At 51.9% G+C, this 16,161-nt stretch carries 20 protein-coding genes and 1 pseudogene; 14 read left to right on the plus strand and 7 right to left on the minus strand.

Translation table 11 applies throughout. The annotated features are described in order from the left end of the window. The 3 genes from BM100_RS23265 to BM100_RS22770 all read left to right on the plus strand — a co-directional run bounded on the left by BM100_RS23265 (position 1) and on the right by BM100_RS22770 (position 1,652). The gene (locus BM100_RS23265) at positions 1-177 is read left to right on the plus strand and encodes a hypothetical protein (RefSeq protein WP_169924766.1); all 177 of its coding nucleotides are present in this window, start codon (positions 1-3) and stop codon (positions 175-177) included. 33 nt (positions 178-210) lie between these two features. Next, the gene (gene xerC / locus BM100_RS19950) at positions 211-1,275 is read left to right on the plus strand and encodes a site-specific tyrosine recombinase XerC (RefSeq protein WP_092514148.1); all 1,065 of its coding nucleotides are present in this window, start codon (positions 211-213) and stop codon (positions 1,273-1,275) included. Between the two features lie 77 nt (positions 1,276-1,352). Beyond that, positions 1,353-1,652 (plus strand): hypothetical protein, encoded by a 300-nt coding sequence (locus tag BM100_RS22770; RefSeq protein WP_139217011.1) that lies wholly within the window; start codon positions 1,353-1,355, stop codon positions 1,650-1,652. Here BM100_RS22770 and BM100_RS23885 read toward each other — a convergent pair. Next, positions 1,649-1,771 carry a hypothetical protein gene (locus BM100_RS23885; RefSeq protein WP_274539954.1) on the minus strand — a complete coding sequence of 41 codons (123 nt, stop codon included), beginning with the start codon at positions 1,769-1,771 and terminating at the stop codon, positions 1,649-1,651. The two genes, BM100_RS22770 and BM100_RS23885, sit on opposite strands and share 4 nt — an antisense overlap. An 80-nt stretch (positions 1,772-1,851) precedes the next feature. Between BM100_RS23885 and BM100_RS23890 the strand changes: the two genes are divergently transcribed. Both BM100_RS23890 and BM100_RS19960 read left to right on the plus strand, forming a co-directional pair. Then, the gene (locus tag BM100_RS23890) at positions 1,852-3,135 is read left to right on the plus strand and encodes an HNH/ENDO VII family nuclease (RefSeq protein ID WP_169924768.1); all 1,284 of its coding nucleotides are present in this window, start codon (positions 1,852-1,854) and stop codon (positions 3,133-3,135) included. A 13-nt stretch (positions 3,136-3,148) separates the two neighbouring features. After that, entirely contained in the window at positions 3,149-3,619 is a 471-nt protein-coding gene (locus tag BM100_RS19960) for an SMI1/KNR4 family protein (protein ID WP_092514140.1), read from the plus strand. Between the two features lie 64 nt (positions 3,620-3,683). Here BM100_RS19960 and BM100_RS19965 read toward each other — a convergent pair whose 3' ends face one another. Together BM100_RS19965 and BM100_RS19970 are read right to left on the minus strand one after the other, a co-directional pair. Continuing rightward, positions 3,684-4,004 carry a SymE family type I addiction module toxin gene (locus BM100_RS19965; protein ID WP_092514142.1) on the minus strand — a complete coding sequence of 107 codons (321 nt, stop codon included), beginning with the start codon at positions 4,002-4,004 and terminating at the stop codon, positions 3,684-3,686. Between the two features lie 75 nt (positions 4,005-4,079). Further along, a complete protein-coding gene (locus BM100_RS19970) occupies positions 4,080-4,424 on the minus strand; it encodes a helix-turn-helix domain-containing protein (protein WP_338066855.1) in 345 nt (114 codons plus the stop codon). A gap of 130 nt (positions 4,425-4,554) precedes the next feature. On the opposite strand from BM100_RS19970, the gene BM100_RS19975 reads away from it, so the two are divergent. The 4 genes from BM100_RS19975 (at position 4,555) to BM100_RS22780 (ending at position 8,881) form a co-directional block, all read left to right on the plus strand. Beyond that, positions 4,555-7,221, plus strand: a complete 2,667-nt coding sequence (locus BM100_RS19975) for a CHC2 zinc finger domain-containing protein (RefSeq protein WP_092514146.1) — start codon at positions 4,555-4,557, stop codon at positions 7,219-7,221. Between the two features lie 8 nt (positions 7,222-7,229). Then, a complete protein-coding gene (locus BM100_RS23275) occupies positions 7,230-7,406 on the plus strand; it encodes a hypothetical protein (protein ID WP_169924766.1) in 177 nt (58 codons plus the stop codon). Positions 7,407-7,439: 33 nt separating this feature from the next. Next, entirely contained in the window at positions 7,440-8,504 is a 1,065-nt protein-coding gene (gene xerC / locus BM100_RS19980) for a site-specific tyrosine recombinase XerC (protein WP_092514148.1), read from the plus strand. A gap of 77 nt (positions 8,505-8,581) precedes the next feature. Next, a complete protein-coding gene (locus BM100_RS22780; RefSeq protein ID WP_139217011.1) occupies positions 8,582-8,881 on the plus strand; it encodes a hypothetical protein in 300 nt (99 codons plus the stop codon). Here BM100_RS22780 and BM100_RS23895 read toward each other — a convergent pair. Beyond that, a complete protein-coding gene (locus tag BM100_RS23895; RefSeq protein WP_274539954.1) occupies positions 8,878-9,000 on the minus strand; it encodes a hypothetical protein in 123 nt (40 codons plus the stop codon). The two genes, BM100_RS22780 and BM100_RS23895, sit on opposite strands and share 4 nt — an antisense overlap. An 80-nt stretch (positions 9,001-9,080) precedes the next feature. On the opposite strand from BM100_RS23895, the gene BM100_RS23900 reads away from it, so the two are divergent. The 5 genes and pseudogenes from BM100_RS23900 (at position 9,081) to BM100_RS20010 (ending at position 12,557) form a co-directional block, all read left to right on the plus strand. Further along, positions 9,081-10,427: an RHS repeat domain-containing protein gene (locus tag BM100_RS23900; RefSeq protein WP_274539953.1), complete on the plus strand. Its 1,347-nt coding sequence runs from the start codon at positions 9,081-9,083 to the stop codon at positions 10,425-10,427. An 11-nt stretch (positions 10,428-10,438) separates the two neighbouring features. Next, the gene (locus BM100_RS19995) at positions 10,439-10,828 is read left to right on the plus strand and encodes a hypothetical protein (protein ID WP_092514150.1); all 390 of its coding nucleotides are present in this window, start codon (positions 10,439-10,441) and stop codon (positions 10,826-10,828) included. A gap of 80 nt (positions 10,829-10,908) precedes the next feature. Continuing rightward, positions 10,909-11,154, plus strand: a pseudogene (locus BM100_RS20000) (Rhs family protein); the annotation flags it as partial. Positions 11,155-11,175: 21 nt separating this feature from the next. Continuing rightward, positions 11,176-11,556, plus strand: coding sequence for an SMI1/KNR4 family protein (locus BM100_RS20005; RefSeq protein WP_092514152.1), 381 nt, complete (start codon positions 11,176-11,178; stop codon positions 11,554-11,556). Positions 11,557-11,765: 209 nt separating this feature from the next. Then, on the plus strand, positions 11,766-12,557 hold the full coding sequence (locus BM100_RS20010) for a hypothetical protein (protein WP_092514154.1): 792 nt from the start codon (positions 11,766-11,768) through the stop codon (positions 12,555-12,557). A gap of 7 nt (positions 12,558-12,564) precedes the next feature. Here the strand turns inward: BM100_RS20010 and BM100_RS20015 are convergent, their stop codons facing one another. From BM100_RS20015 to BM100_RS20025, 3 genes are read right to left on the minus strand one after another with little or no spacing between them, the layout of a single operon-like run. Further along, entirely contained in the window at positions 12,565-15,357 is a 2,793-nt protein-coding gene (locus tag BM100_RS20015) for a conjugative transfer ATPase (RefSeq protein WP_092514156.1), read from the minus strand. Further along, positions 15,357-15,758 (minus strand): TIGR03751 family conjugal transfer lipoprotein, encoded by a 402-nt coding sequence (locus BM100_RS20020; protein WP_092514158.1) that lies wholly within the window; start codon positions 15,756-15,758, stop codon positions 15,357-15,359. The genes BM100_RS20015 and BM100_RS20020 overlap by 1 nt, the downstream gene beginning before the upstream one ends. Further along, complete coding sequence (locus BM100_RS20025; RefSeq protein WP_092514160.1) at positions 15,746-16,102, minus strand: hypothetical protein; 357 nt, start codon at positions 16,100-16,102, stop codon at positions 15,746-15,748. Before BM100_RS20025 ends, BM100_RS20020 begins: the two co-directional genes overlap by 13 nt. Positions 16,103-16,161: the final 59 nt, after the last annotated feature.

Genomic DNA, 16,161 nt, shown 5'->3' on the forward strand with positions numbered 1-16,161 from the left:
ATGACTTGTTTCGGTCGGGGTAAAGAGAGATGTGGTCGCCCCTCCGTCGGCGTGCCGTCGGCAGGCGGTCGGCAACGTGAAATCCCCGCCAAGGCAGGAATAGCAAGGCTTCACAGCAAACCGGTCGGGTTAAGTCAAAAAACACTGTTCCGGCAGATTAAAGCGCAAAGATCATAACCGTATTCTTTCCCACACAGCGAGGTATTTATCATGGCGTCATTGGCACTCAGACAACAGATCCAACACTTCCTCGAACACCTTGACACACTGCGCTATGCGCGGGATACCCAGTCAAATTACCGCAGTGCCCTGATGGAGTTCGCCCGTTGGTGTGACGGGCGCGGGTTAAGCAGCGCGCAGCAGGTGAGCTTCGCCCATCTGGAAAGCTGGCAACGTTCACTGTCAGCGAAAAAAAATCGTCAGGGTTACCCTATTCTGGCCTGCACTATCGTGAAAAAACTGAGCCATGTCCGCCATCTGTTCGGCTGGCTGGTCAAACGGCAATACCTGCTGTATAACCCTGCCCTCAGTCTGGAACCGCCCCGGACAGAAAAGCGTTTGCCGGGGCACATTCTGAGCGAACAAGAAATCCGGCGCATGTTGAGTCTGACCCTTGATGAATCTCCGATGGGCGTGCGTGACCGGGCGATGATGGAAACGTTGTGGAGCAGCGGCATCCGGCGTTCAGAAGCGCAGCGGTTACAGGTCGGCGATGTGGATTTTAGTCACGGCGTGATATTTATCCGACAGGGAAAAGGGCGTAAAGATCGGATGGTGCCATTAGGCCAATCGGCGATGGAGTGGTTGCAACGCTACCTGAATGACGTGCGTCCGCGTCTGGTGTGGGGAAAAGATCCGGGTCACCTGTTTCTGTCACGCCGGGGTAAAGTGATGAGCGGCTCCAGCATGACCCTGCTCGTTCGCGATGCCTTGCACCGTGCCAGAATCGAAAAGCCCGGCGCCTGTCACCTGTTCCGGCATTCCATGGCGACGCAGATGTTAGAAAACGGAGCAGATACCCGGCACATTCAGGCGATATTAGGGCACGCGAGCCTGGACTCCACGCAAATTTATACGCATGTTGCCATCGGCCACTTAAAAAAAGTGCATCAGAAAACGCATCCGGCTGAACAGGCAGGTCACGGGCAACCCGACAATCCGCTGCTGGATGCCGACACCGCGCCGCCAGAGAGCCGCGCTGGGCACGGTGTCGCTGACAGCACGGCAGCAGACCGCGTGCCCGGGCAGGGCGGACAACTCGACCGTCCCCGTTGAGTGGGGCTGGGTTCGGTGCGGGGGCAGACCGTGACCGGACTGCCCGTCGGCATCGGCGTAGCGGGGGTAAATAGGCAATGGCCGGCCTAACCCACGGTGTCCCCGTAAAATCTGGCGTGGCCGCCCAAAGCCTATTCAACATAATGTCGGGGAATTGTGCGAAATTCGCCGTTCAGCCCCGTCATCCACAGAAACACCGTGCTGCGGCTCACATCGCACAATACACATTATGTCTTGCGCCCCCGCTTATCGGCATCGCGGGGTGTGGCGCACAAGGCTGCGCCTTCTGCTGTAAGCCGCTGAGCCGGTCTTCGGCAATCCGTGTTCTCCTTCAGCTTCTCAGCCTATCCTTGGCAAAAAACCGTGTTCTTCTTTAGCTGCCTTGCCATGTCCGGCCCACAACCCTGAAGGCAGGTCGGCCTGCGGCCTCCGTTAATTTACCTCCCCCCGCCCCGACCCCGCTGCACTGGCTGCGCGCGGCTCGCAGTCGCTTCACTCCTTGCTCGTTCCCGTGCTCACCATCTCCGCCCCGTGCAGCCCCCGCAGGGGGCTTCCCTTGAACCTGGCCGCGTTGCCATGCAAAATCGTGCCCGGCCTAAACCTTGGTGCCCCAGAGCGTCGCAGGGGCGCCGCTGGCAGGCTCTCTGCCGCCCGCACCCGCAGAACGGTCGCCCGCCGTCCGGTAAACCGGCCGACGTTCGCCCGTTGCCGATGAAACACAATCCCAAAGTGCACGTCGGGGTCAAAAAAGTGACCGAGGCAAAATGGGCACAGTCTGCTATCCTGAAAGCCTTACCCTGTGTGGGCTGGCGCAGCCATGAGGGTATGACTGCATCGGAAATGATGTCCCCCCGCTGGAACAGCCAGAACCAGCTTATCGGTGTGCAGACCCCGGGCGGCCAGCACTGGGATTATCGCTATGATGCCTTCGGGCGGCGCACGGAAAAGGTGTGCGAACGCTCGGGTGAGCGGACGACGTACCTGTGGGACGGCGATGTGCCGGCGGAAATCCGCGAATACCGGCATAACCGCTTGTACAGCATTCGCCATCTGGTGTTTGATGGCTGGCAGTTGTTGGCGCAGCAGGTGCAGTTTTTTACCCTGAACCCAGAAAACCGGCAGGAGCTGATTGCGGGTGAGGTGCAAACACAGTATGCCGTCTGTGCCCCGACCGGCGAGCCACTGGCGCTGTTCGATACCGCCGGGCACCGGGTCTGGCGCCAGCCGCCGCAGAGCCTGTACGGGCTGCGTCTGGGCAGACTGGGGGAGAATGCGGAACTGAATCCGGGGAACCAGTTTGCCGGGCAGTGGCTCGATGAAGAGAGCGGGCTGGTCTACAATCGGTTTAGGTATTACTCACCGGTGGCGGGGCAGTATTTGACGCCAGACCCCTTGGGATTGATGGGCGGTGAAAATCCGTATGCTTACGTTGGAAATCCGACGATTTGGATCGATCCGCTAGGTCTGGCTAAATGTTGGACTGCAAAAAATGTTGTTGGAAGAAAAGTTTATCAGAGAAATGATTTATTTGACCCGAATCATATTGATGAATATGGAAGAACAAATATTCAACGAATGAAGAAAGGCCAAGCTCCCATAGGTAAAGATGGATTAGAAATAAACCTCCATCACGTCACTCAAGATGAACCTGGTGCAATGGCTGAAATTTTGAGTAGTGTTCATAGTAAATATGATCGTAAGTTACATATGTTCTCTAACCAGTGGGATAAAACGTGGGTTGGCCCTGATGGTGTAAGGCGTAGATATAATAGTGCACCACCATCCATGAATAGGCGTCCATTTAACCGCTGGAAGAAAAAATATTGGAAAGCCAGAGCATTGGACTTTTTAATTCCTTAAGAGGAAGGAAGCGATGAGTTATATAGATTTAATTGAAAAGGAAATGATAGCAAGTGGGGAGGAAATTCTTTCTAGTGGCGGAGCTGATATAGATACCATTAGTAAGTTTGAATCATTACTTGGTGTTACCTTCCCTGAATCGTATAAAATTTTCTTACAGAAATATGGAACACTTGCTTTTGGCGGAGATAATTATTATGGGGTAACTAAAAAAGGTATAAATGGAGACCAAGCCCCATGTGTTCTGTATGTCACAAAGCAAGCTAGAGATGCAGGTGATATAGACGAAGGGATGATTAAAATAAAATCATCAGGATATGGCCCTTCTTATTCTATTGATACTAATACAATAGGAAAGACAGGGGAGGCTGTTGTTGTCGAAACTGAATTATCTTTCAAAAGAGATGGTGTCAAAAATATAATTGCAGATAGTTATGCTGAGTTTCTTTTAGAAGATATAAGAGAAGCTATAGAGGATTTATAGCAGCCACTATATTAATAAGTAACAAGCCAGAAAAATCTGGCTTGTTTTTTTTGAAAAAAATTTTTTATCCTGCTTTGTAATCCCCAATCAGCTCCCGCATCCGCAGCTTAATTTCACTGATTTGTTCGCGCTGACGCTGATACTGCTGTTTGAGGCTGTTGGTCTCGTCGTTGTCAGGGATCAGCACTAAGCAGCCGTCCATGATTTTCACCGTGACAGAGCCGCCAATCTCAAAGCCTGCTTGCTTAAGCCATTGCCCTTTCAGATGTATCGCGGGCGGAGCTTTCGCTTTGTCATTTTGCGGGACGTATCCCACGGTGTAATAACGTTCTGTTTTCGCTGCTTTATTTTGAGCACGGTTTTGCTTAGAATGCGCCTTAGCCATCATTCAACTCCTCAGTAGTTGGTTGTGGTGAGCAGCGTGTTCGGGTGCCAGCCCGAATACGTTGCGTTAATGGGATTACTTCATCATTTTAGAAGACCAGCGCTCAGCCTCATACTTGATAATCATCCCTTCCAGCACTTCCTTAATCACCTGCCGCTGTTCCGGCTGCATGTTGCTGATAGCCTGAAACTGTAGAGCCAAATCGCTATCAGGCTGTCGCTCTTTATCTTCAAATATCAATGAATCCGTTGTGACCCGCAGGGTCTGCGCTATCTTCTTAATCGCTTCCAGCGACGGTAACGACACCCCGCCTTCATAGCGTTTTACCTGCGTGACATGAATCCCAATGGCATCCGCAAATGCCTGTTGTGACAAGCCTTTTTGCTTGCGCAGGGCGATGAGTCTGTTAGCAATACTCATTGAATTAAACCAGTCTGAGAAATTTGCCATCATTCTATCCCCTAAAAAGTGCTTGCTTTGTATTGGTATCCTATCGGATACTAAATGAAAGAGCAATGGAATCTTGACGTGATTTTATGGAGATCATGATATGGCTCGCATTCCCGAAGCAGAGTTGCAGCACTTAAAATCCGCCGTCTCTTTAGTTGCCGTTATCGAGCAGCAAGGTCGGCAGCTGGTTAAGCGCGGTAAAGATATGACGGTGCTGTGCCCGTTCCATCAAGAGAAAACGCCCTCGATGGTCATCACGCCATCGAAAAATCTCTATCACTGCTTCGGCTGTGATGCCGGCGGCTCGGTGCTGGACTGGGTGATGAAAACCGAAGGGTTGAGCCTGCGTCATGCCTGCGAACGGCTGCGGGCAATGTTGGGCAACAATCCGGCTGTGGAGCCGCTGCTTGATTCATCGGAACTCATTCGGGAGGCCGTCGGGCAACAGGCGCTGCTGTTACGGGTGGTTGAGTTTTATCACCAGACCTTGCTGAATGCGCCGGAAGTGCATCAATACCTGAAAAAACGTCGTCTCGATCATCCCGAACTGGTCAGCCACTTTAAACTTGGCTTTGCCAACCGCACGCTGGGTTACCGATTGCCGGAGAAAAAATTAAAAGCCGGCGCGGAGATCCGCGCCCAGCTTCAGGCGGTCGGGTTATTGCGTGAGAGTGGCCATGAACACTTCAGCGGCTCGCTTGTGGTGCCGGTGATCAGCCCTGACGGGCAGGTGCAGGAGCTGTACGGTCGCAAAATCACTGACCGCCTGCGGGCAGGCACCCCGCTGCACCTGTATCTGCCGGGCGCGCATGGTGGGGTCTGGAATGAAGCCGGGCTGGTTGGCTCGGCCTCGGTGATTTTGTGTGAATCGCTCATCGATGCCATGTCGTTTTGGTGTGCAGGCTATCGCCATGTCACCTGTGCCTATGGGGTTCACGGGTTTACCGAGGCGCATCGAACCGCCTTCCGGCAGCACGGGATACAGCAGGTGCATATCGCCTATGACAATGACAAGGCCGGCAATGCAGCGGCGGCGGTCTTGGCGGCCGAGTTGCAACTGGCCGGGCTGGATGTCTGGCGGGTCGTGTTCCCCGAAGGCGGTGATGCCAATCGGTTTAGCTGCGAAGTCGCCAACCCGGAAAACGCCTTCGGCCAGCTACTGGACTCAGCACAATGGCTCGGTGAGCCGGCAAACAGGCCATTGGCAGACAAAAATGCGTCTGCCGTCGTGTCAGTGCCGGCGGCGGCCTTGGTGCCGGAGCCGGGGGTAGTCACAACGCTTGCCGACAACGGGGATATCGTGGTTCAGCAGGACGGGCAGGAATGGCGGATACGCGGGGCACAGCAGAAAGCCGGTGCCACGGTCATGAAAGTGAATGTGCAGGTCATCGACAAACACAGCGGGGCGCTGTTTGTGGATAGCCTCGATATCCTGAGCGCCCGCGCCCGGTCGACCTTCGTGCGTCAGGCCAGTACCGAGCTGGCCTTGCCGGAAACGCTGATTAAGCGTGAGCTGGGGCGGGTGTTACTGGTGCTGGAACAACGGGCGTGGGCTGAAGCAGGAACGGTACAGGCCGCCCCCTCAATGAGTGAAGATGAACAGCAATCTGCGTTGATGTTATTGCAAGATCCAAAACTGGTCAGCCGTATTACCGCTGACTTGAGCGCCTGTGGGGTTGTCGGCGAATCGACCAATCTGCTTGCGGGGTATCTGGCCGCCGTCAGCCGTAAACTGCCCAAACCCTTAGCCGTCTTAATCCAGAGCAGCAGCGCGGCGGGTAAGAGTAGTCTGATGGATGCGGTGCTCAATCTGATACCGGAAGAAGAACGTATCCAGTACAGCGCCATGACCGGCCAAAGCCTGTTTTATCTCGGTGAAACCAATCTTCAGCATAAGATTTTAGCGATAGCGGAAGAAGAAGGGGTGCGGCAGGCGGCCTATGCACTCAAACTGTTGCAAAGTGACGGCGAACTGACGATGGCGAGCACCGGCAAGGATGAAGCGACCGGCAATCTCGTCACCAAAAGCTACACGGTCAAAGGCCCGGTGATGCTGATGCTGACCACAACCGCCATTGATGTCGATGAAGAGTTACTGAATCGTTGTCTGGTGCTGACGGTCAATGAATCCCGTGAACAAACCGAAGCTATCCATGCGTTACAGCGTCAGAAGCAAACCCTTGCGGGGTTGATGGCTGAAAATGAGCGGGACTATCTCACCACGTTGCACCAGAACGCCCAGCGGTTGCTGAAACCCCTGAATGTGGTCAATCCCTACGCCAGCCAATTGACCTTCCTGTCAGACAAAACCCGCACCCGCCGTGACCACATGAAATATTTAACCTTAATCCAAAGCATTGCGTTGCTGCACCAGTACCAGCGGGAAACCAAAACCGCCGAGCATCGCGGCCGGAAACTGGCCTACATCGAAGTGACCCAAGACGATATCCGGCTGGCGAACCGGCTCGCCCATGAAATCTTAGGCCGCACGCTGGACGAGATGCCGCCGCAGACCCGCAAGTTACTGATGCTGATACAGGCCTGGATACGGGACAGCGGCCAGCCCCGTCACGAGCAGATTTTTACCCGCAAGCAGTTGCGCGATGCGGTGCAGTGGGGGGATACCCAACTTAAAGTCCATCTCTCGCGGCTGGTTGAAATGGAATACCTGCTACTGCACCGGCGCGGGCTGACGTTCGCCTATGAACTGCTGTTTGACGGCGACGGCAGCGACGTGGCGCACCTGAACGGCCTTATCGTGCCGTGAAGGACAGTATGACTTGTTTCGGTCGGGGTAAAGAGAGATGTGGTCGCCCCTCCGTCGGCGTGCCGTCGGCAGGCGGTCGGCAACGTGAAATCCCCGCCAAGGCAGGAATAGCAAGGCTTCACAGCAAACCGGTCGGGTTAAGTCAAAAAACACTGTTCCGGCAGATTAAAGCGCAAAGATCATAACCGTATTCTTTCCCACACAGCGAGGTATTTATCATGGCGTCATTGGCACTCAGACAACAGATCCAACACTTCCTCGAACACCTTGACACACTGCGCTATGCGCGGGATACCCAGTCAAATTACCGCAGTGCCCTGATGGAGTTCGCCCGTTGGTGTGACGGGCGCGGGTTAAGCAGCGCGCAGCAGGTGAGCTTCGCCCATCTGGAAAGCTGGCAACGTTCACTGTCAGCGAAAAAAAATCGTCAGGGTTACCCTATTCTGGCCTGCACTATCGTGAAAAAACTGAGCCATGTCCGCCATCTGTTCGGCTGGCTGGTCAAACGGCAATACCTGCTGTATAACCCTGCCCTCAGTCTGGAACCGCCCCGGACAGAAAAGCGTTTGCCGGGGCACATTCTGAGCGAACAAGAAATCCGGCGCATGTTGAGTCTGACCCTTGATGAATCTCCGATGGGCGTGCGTGACCGGGCGATGATGGAAACGTTGTGGAGCAGCGGCATCCGGCGTTCAGAAGCGCAGCGGTTACAGGTCGGCGATGTGGATTTTAGTCACGGCGTGATATTTATCCGACAGGGAAAAGGGCGTAAAGATCGGATGGTGCCATTAGGCCAATCGGCGATGGAGTGGTTGCAACGCTACCTGAATGACGTGCGTCCGCGTCTGGTGTGGGGAAAAGATCCGGGTCACCTGTTTCTGTCACGCCGGGGTAAAGTGATGAGCGGCTCCAGCATGACCCTGCTCGTTCGCGATGCCTTGCACCGTGCCAGAATCGAAAAGCCCGGCGCCTGTCACCTGTTCCGGCATTCCATGGCGACGCAGATGTTAGAAAACGGAGCAGATACCCGGCACATTCAGGCGATATTAGGGCACGCGAGCCTGGACTCCACGCAAATTTATACGCATGTTGCCATCGGCCACTTAAAAAAAGTGCATCAGAAAACGCATCCGGCTGAACAGGCAGGTCACGGGCAACCCGACAATCCGCTGCTGGATGCCGACACCGCGCCGCCAGAGAGCCGCGCTGGGCACGGTGTCGCTGACAGCACGGCAGCAGACCGCGTGCCCGGGCAGGGCGGACAACTCGACCGTCCCCGTTGAGTGGGGCTGGGTTCGGTGCGGGGGCAGACCGTGACCGGACTGCCCGTCGGCATCGGCGTAGCGGGGGTAAATAGGCAATGGCCGGCCTAACCCACGGTGTCCCCGTAAAATCTGGCGTGGCCGCCCAAAGCCTATTCAACATAATGTCGGGGAATTGTGCGAAATTCGCCGTTCAGCCCCGTCATCCACAGAAACACCGTGCTGCGGCTCACATCGCACAATACACATTATGTCTTGCGCCCCCGCTTATCGGCATCGCGGGGTGTGGCGCACAAGGCTGCGCCTTCTGCTGTAAGCCGCTGAGCCGGTCTTCGGCAATCCGTGTTCTCCTTCAGCTTCTCAGCCTATCCTTGGCAAAAAACCGTGTTCTTCTTTAGCTGCCTTGCCATGTCCGGCCCACAACCCTGAAGGCAGGTCGGCCTGCGGCCTCCGTTAATTTACCTCCCCCCGCCCCGACCCCGCTGCACTGGCTGCGCGCGGCTCGCAGTCGCTTCACTCCTTGCTCGTTCCCGTGCTCACCATCTCCGCCCCGTGCAGCCCCCGCAGGGGGCTTCCCTTGAACCTGGCCGCGTTGCCATGCAAAATCGTGCCCGGCCTAAACCTTGGTGCCCCAGAGCGTCGCAGGGGCGCCGCTGGCAGGCTCTCTGCCGCCCGCACCCGCAGAACGGTCGCCCGCCGTCCGGTAAACCGGCCGACGTTCGCCCGTTGCCGATGAAACACAATCCCAAAGTGCACGTCGGGGTCAAAAAAGTGACCGAGGCAAAATGGGCACAGTCTGCTATCCTGAAAGCCTTACCCTGTGTGGGCTGGCGCAGCCATGAGGGTATGACTGCATCGGAAATGATGTCCCCCCGCTGGAACAGCCAGAACCAGCTTATCGGCGTCCTGACCCCGGGTGGCCAGCAGTGGGATTATCGCTATGATGCTTTCGGGCGGCGCACGGAGAAAGTCTGCGAACAATCCGGCAGTCGGACGACCTATCTGTGGGACGGTGACCAGCCGGCGGAAATCCGCGAATACCGGCACAATCGACTGTACAGTATCCGCCATTTGGTCTTTGATGGCTGGCAGTTACTGGCGCAGCAAATTCAGTTCTTCACCCCCAATCCGGAAAACCGCAATGAACTGATAGCAGGTAAAGTACAGACACAATATGCCATCTGTGCCCCGACAGGCGAACCACTGGCACTGTTTGACCCGCAAGGCCACCGTGTCTGGCGCCAGCCATCACAGAGCTTATATGGTATGCGCCTGAAAGCAGCGGGTGAAAACGCGGAACTTAATCCGGAAATGCAATTTGCCGGTCAATGGCTCGATGGAGAGAGTGGTTTAGTCTATAATCGGTACAGATATTTTTCACCTGTTGCTGGTGTGTATCTAACACCAGATCCAATTGGGCTGGCGGGGGGAGAAAATCCGTATGCTTATGTTCATAATCCCACCAGTTGGGTAGACCCTCTAGGATTGGCAGGGTGCCATATTAATCCTCGTTTACAGGAGCGATTAAGTAAATGGAAGGATTATAAAAACAATGGCGGACAAATGAGTATGCAGCAGTGGGTTGCTCATACACGTTCTCAACCTTGGGGGCAGGGTCCTAGAAGTAATTTTTCAGACTGGGTAAAAGCTACTACAGGTCGTGTTCATGGTAATAGCAAATTGGCAACGGGTCCACATGATGTTTACGTAATCCGTGAAGTTAGCACGGGACGTTTACTCCACTTTGGAGAAACTGGTCGTGGATATTTGACAAGATTTGCAGAACATGAAAAGAGATTTAATGGATTAGGAATTAATGTTGAATCAACTCACTTAGCAACTGTTAACGGAAAGGCAGCAGCGAAAGCGCTAGAACTTCGTTATATTAAGACATATGAGCGAATTTTTGGTAACAAACCACCTTATAACCCAGTTTATCATTAGAGAATAGTAATATGAAAATGGATATATCATTAACAATAGCAGCTAAAGATAGAATGTTAAGTAAGTCTTTTAGGCGTATTTATTCTGACATCGAATTTCTAACATCTTTATTATCGTCATGTGAGTTAAATCATCCCATTGGTCAGCGAATAGTAATAATAGCAACAGATACAGAAAGCGAGGGATATTTCAAAGATAATAGTAAAGATGGAGAATTTTCTTATTTTATAGGCATAAAACCGATTCATGATACGGCCTTACTTAAAGAGACGTTATTTAACATAATGAAAGAAACCTTTGAAAAAATACCTTTTACAATTCCAGATCATGAGCAATTTAGAAGAGTATTTTCTGAATACGAGCCTAAGTTCATTAATGACAATACAAATAACGGCATGTAAATAATTTATTCCCCCTAGGTGTCAGGCAAATTACATTGTCTGACACCTTCATAGTTTACGATTTTTAGAGGAATTCAGCGCCAGCCACATTGTTACATTCTACTTCAGGGATGCCACATGCTCAAACCAGTGCGGCACAAAGAACAAGAAGAGCGGCATCTGATGGATGGGACAAGACGTTGAAAGAAGAATTCCATATAAGTTATAGAGAGATGATTGATGCTGGTGTACCTAAAACTCAAGCAAGAAAAGCACTTGGTGATGCTTATAAGTATTTTGATGGGCTTAGAGGTGCGAACAAAAACAATCCATTCTTTGATATTTAGATTTATCAAGAGGAGAATTTCATGAAGAAAGAAGATGTTTTAGAAAAATTAGATCTTATTGAAAAAGAACTGAGCATTAAATTCCCTAACTATTATAGGAAATTTTTGTCTGAAGAAATTCAAGATAAGCCTTATATTGAGGTAACAGGTAAAGAACAAGAAAATATATATCTTTATAATTTCGAGTATGTGCTTGAAAGAAATAAAACATATACCATTCAAGATGTTGAACCAAATTATTTTTTAATTGGTCAAGATGGTGATCTTGGTTATTTTATTTATGTAGAAAAAGGTAAGAAAAGTGATGTTATTTATAGCCTAGATTTAGGAGCTTTAGGTAGCGTTGATATGGAGGAAGACGGGGATAAGGAAGCCGAAGATATTTATAATTTAGGAATATAACCAACTAGAATTCAGCCAAGATAATGAGTTAAATTTATCTTGGCTGAATGTGATAGGAAATTAACTCAATACTCTGCCTTATAATTTCCTATATGAATGCATCCCATTTGCAAGACAAAAATCACATTGACACAGACGATAGATTTCAGCACTAAATTTATATCATACACTATAACCATAAGTAAAATTTTTAAAAGAAAAGGAAAAATATGATAGATCCAATGCAAAATGCAATAACCTTTCCTGAAGGTTGGTTTCTTATGCTCAATGGAAACACGCCCTTTTATTGCGATCAAGGATGTACTGTTCCGGATTTTGCTGATGCCGGCAATCTTGTTGGCTATAACAAAAAAAATGGAATTTACTTCAAATTCGCCTATGAATCCACCGAAATTAAAGGGGGCGAACCTCTGCCCGGGATCTATATTCTGACTATCAGAAAATATAATTATGATTACAACTCACGCCATTATGGTTGCTGTGTGCATGCAGAAGTCAAACAGACCCAATGCCCGAAAGAATTTAAAAATATCATGGCCGATATGCTAAAAATGTCGGAAGAACAGTCCACTTTTAAAGAAATAAAACGGCCTAGGCCCCAAGGAGAATGCACACCTCAATTGTATCAGTGTATTCATGATTTTTTCACCCGTATTAAAAAAGAAATCACGGATGAAATTATGCCCTTAGTCACCGCCTCCGTATATGAAGACGGAGAGGAGAATATTCTTTATCTTCGTAATTTGTACTATGGTGATGCTAAAAGTCCCTATTGGAGAGAGGATTTGGTTAAACGTGAAATACATAAAACAGTGGTCACGGAAATTCACAAGAAATTTGAATTACTCGATAAAACAAGAAAACTTGAGAATGGACGCGACCTTTATTCTTTTCTTTTTCGATCGCAAAAATATAATGTCAGCGCCTTTGTGCCTAAAAATGTGAGTTTATGCGATGTGTTTATGAGCATGAGCCATCTTCACGATGAAAAAATAATGTGATAAAGCATCAGAGACGATTTATCTTCTGAATTCGGCCTGTATCGACAGAAAGATCAGGCCGCAGTCCCCGTGACGCATCCATTTTCCTAGCTACCAACTTTGCAGATTCCAGTTCACTGCACTGATGCTCCCGCATCAACGCCCTACGTTCCGATTTTTCTTCTTTTTCTGTCATCCCCAGCGCCAGATAGAGGCTCGGCGGCACCACCCGAAACAACGCCTCAATTTTCTTTGCCAACACGACCCCTTCAGTATAACAACGGGGCAATTTACTGGCAGAAAGCAATACCGCTTTCTGCTCTTCCGACAGTTTCTTAAACCGGGCGATTTGTTCCACTTCATCCGGTGGCATAGTGAGACACAGCCACCATTCAGCCATATTCAGCATCTTTTCAGCGGTATCGGGGTAATCCGCCAGGTTTTGCGTGGCGAGCCACAGCCAGGCACCGAGTTTACGCCACATTTTCACCACCTTGGTCATATAGGGGGATAACAGCGGGTTAGTGGTGGTGATGTGCCCTTCATCAATCACCAGTTGCAGTTCGCGATCCTGATATTGATCCCGTTCCGCAAGGTTATTGACTTTGTTTATCAACGAGACCATTGCCAGCGCCATTTGTGCCGAGTAGTTCTCCCGCGCCAGTGTGCCCAAATCAATCAGGGTGACATCCACTTCTGGCCATGGCGTACCGGGACGGTTAAACAGTTCGCCTTCAAATCCCTGGGTAAACATCGACATGGCGCTGGCCATTTCATCCGCCCGTGCCCGTCGGTGGGCTGTGATTAACGGCTGGCCGTGTTCATCCTGTTGATGATTGCGAGCAATGGCATACAGTGCGTTCTGTAAGTCTGACGCCACCATCTGGCGAGATTCCGCAAAGCTGGTCTGAGCCGCCTGCATAATGGCTTCACGGATAAGCCCCCGATCAGAGCGGGTCAGCCGCTCTTCTTCCCTTTTCTCTCCGCCGGTGATCATCAGCCGGGCAGCAATTTCCATCTCGCCCAGAATATCGCGCTGTTCATCCCCCTCCTCTTCCGGTTGATCATCCGTATCAGGAATGTCGGTTTCATGAATGCGCAATTGCTGAGGGCTGAGTTGCAGCAACTGATGTGCATCGGCAAACAACGCCAGACTGACGCCACAGCCCGGTCTGATGCCGATTTTATTGACCGTCAGTCCCAGACTTTCGTAGTAATCAGCCAGCAGGCCAAAACTGTTACCCGCCTCCACAATAAACAGTCGTGGCCGGTGTATGGCCATCAGCTGGATGAGAGAAGCACACAAAGTGGCGGATTTTCCGGCACCAGTCGGGCCAAACAACAACAAGTGGGCATTCTGGGTGCGATCCTGTTTGTTCATCGGATCGAAGGTCAGCGGTGCCCCGCCCCGGTTAAAGAAACTGAACCCCGGATGCCCGGTGCCGGTCGAGCGCCCTGTGACCGGCAGTAATCCGGCCAGATGCTGTACCCAGGTCAACCGGCTGTACCAGTGTTTTTTGTCCTTTTGCGGATTAAAGCACATCGGCAGTGCCCGTAAATAGGCATTTAACGGAGAGACACTGAATTCCGGTCGGACAGGCTGTAATCCCGCCGTCAGCAGAGTGGAAGAGAGCTGGTACACCCGATGATCCAGATCAGAAACATCCTTGCCGCGCACCAGAAAAGTGAGCGCACTGCGGTACAGCTTATGCCGTCGCCCCAATAATTCTTTGACTTCCTGCACATCCTGCCGGACGCGCAGTGATTCGGTGTTTTCCCCCACGGCATTTTTCGCCAGCCGGGTAAAATCCTCTTCCAGTCTGTCTTGTGCCTGCGCCACAATCGTCAGCGAAACCACCGTGCCTTCCGGCATCATATCCATCAGGGTGTTGATATTGTCACCCCGTCTCACTTCGCCAGTCAGGGTGCCCGGCTCCGGCGGACGCCGCAGGCGTTCGACCGGCACCGCTTTATGCGGCAGACCATCAAACCACCAGACCCCCGCGTCAGGATCAGACACCGGCGGGGTAAACCACAGGCTTTCGGCAAAATCCGTGTTGAGGGGGAGATCCGATTGGCTGGGCGTTGCATAACTGACCGCCCGGTAAAAATCGGCGTTTGTCATCCCCCAGTCCGGTGCCGGATTAAAATGACGCAACAACCAGTTGTGGATCTGTCCGCCATTTTGCCGACGAGCAATCACACCAGCCGCAGCCAGTGACGAGACCAGCCGTTCACACACCTGATTCAGAGCCGCCACTGAAGATAAGGTAAGCGGATGTCTCTGCGATTTGTGCGCAGGCAGCCAGCGGTACACCACCATTCGGGTCTGGCGCTGTTGCCCCCGCCACGGCTGCCCGGTGATCAGACTGTCCTGAAATATGCCGTCAGGCCGGGCAATACTGTGCAGGTGACGTGCCGATTCCGCCAGAAAAGCGTCAGTAAAGGCAGTATCCTGCGCCCACGGTTTCACATAGCGCCGCAGGGTATTGAGATACGCGGCGGGATCATCGTCATCCTGACAAAAGAACTGCACCACCCACGGTGAAATATCATCCTCTTCCAGACTGTCCTGAATCGCATCTTCCAGTTGATCCCGAATTTCAATCAGACGCTCAGCCGGGCGGCCTTCAGTCGAAATAGGCTCAATGCGATAGACTGCACCGACAGAAATCCCGTCATCCAGTAACAAACACTGCTCTTTTTCCAGATATTCTACCCAGGGCAGATAATCAATAATCGAAGGGTTGGCCTGATAAACGGCGTTTTCATCGTCTTCACGCAGCTTACCGGGACGGTTCAGCGCTTTGGGTTTTCCCATTACCATGCCTCCGTGCGTTCACCCGGCAGGGCATACTGTACCTGGCTGTAAAACGGGAATACGGTGCTGTAACCCGGTATCGGCGTATTGCCGGCAACCAGATGCGGATAGACATACATCACCATATCGGGATTGGGTAACCTCGGGAACTGCTGGCTGATTTCCTGCGCGGCTGAGCGACTGTAATGATAAGGTTCGTCCAGTGCCCTGCGTCTCTCGGCGGAGGTTAATGCCCGACGCAGTGTTTGCCTTGCCGATGCTGCCCCCTGTGCCGCTTTGTTCCCCTGCCACATTGCCAGTACGGTTTGTTCGCCGGCAGGCAGTAAAGCCTCTTTCGACGTCGAACAGCCGGCCAGCAATCCGGCCAGACACACGACCCAGACACAGTTTATTTTTCGCATGCACCCGTCTCCGTCATACCCAGGAAGTCAAAGGTGGCAAACTCCGGATGGACTGCCAGCTCTGATAAGGTAAAAGGTAATAATTCCCACTGTTCAGGCTCAACGTCTGCGTTACCTTCAACCAGTGTCTGCCACTGAGTTTCTGTCAGACGGAAAACCCTAAAATCGCCGTCGCCCAGCTCTTGGCTTTCCTGACCGACACCGAGATATAACCGGCTCGCTTTTTTACGCACAGACCGCCAATAAAGCTGAACGGGCGCGGGTTCAGAACCCGGTGCCATGGTGATTTGCAGGCAATAAGGCTGGCCGGCACAAAACAGCCATTGAGAAGAAGTGGTTTCCATTAATCTAAGGCTTCCTGATGATATTGGGCAGGTTCGCTCACGCCATAGCGCACTTTACG

Source organism: Xenorhabdus mauleonii (assembly GCF_900113945.1).
Lineage (GTDB): Bacteria > Pseudomonadota > Gammaproteobacteria > Enterobacterales > Enterobacteriaceae > Xenorhabdus > Xenorhabdus mauleonii.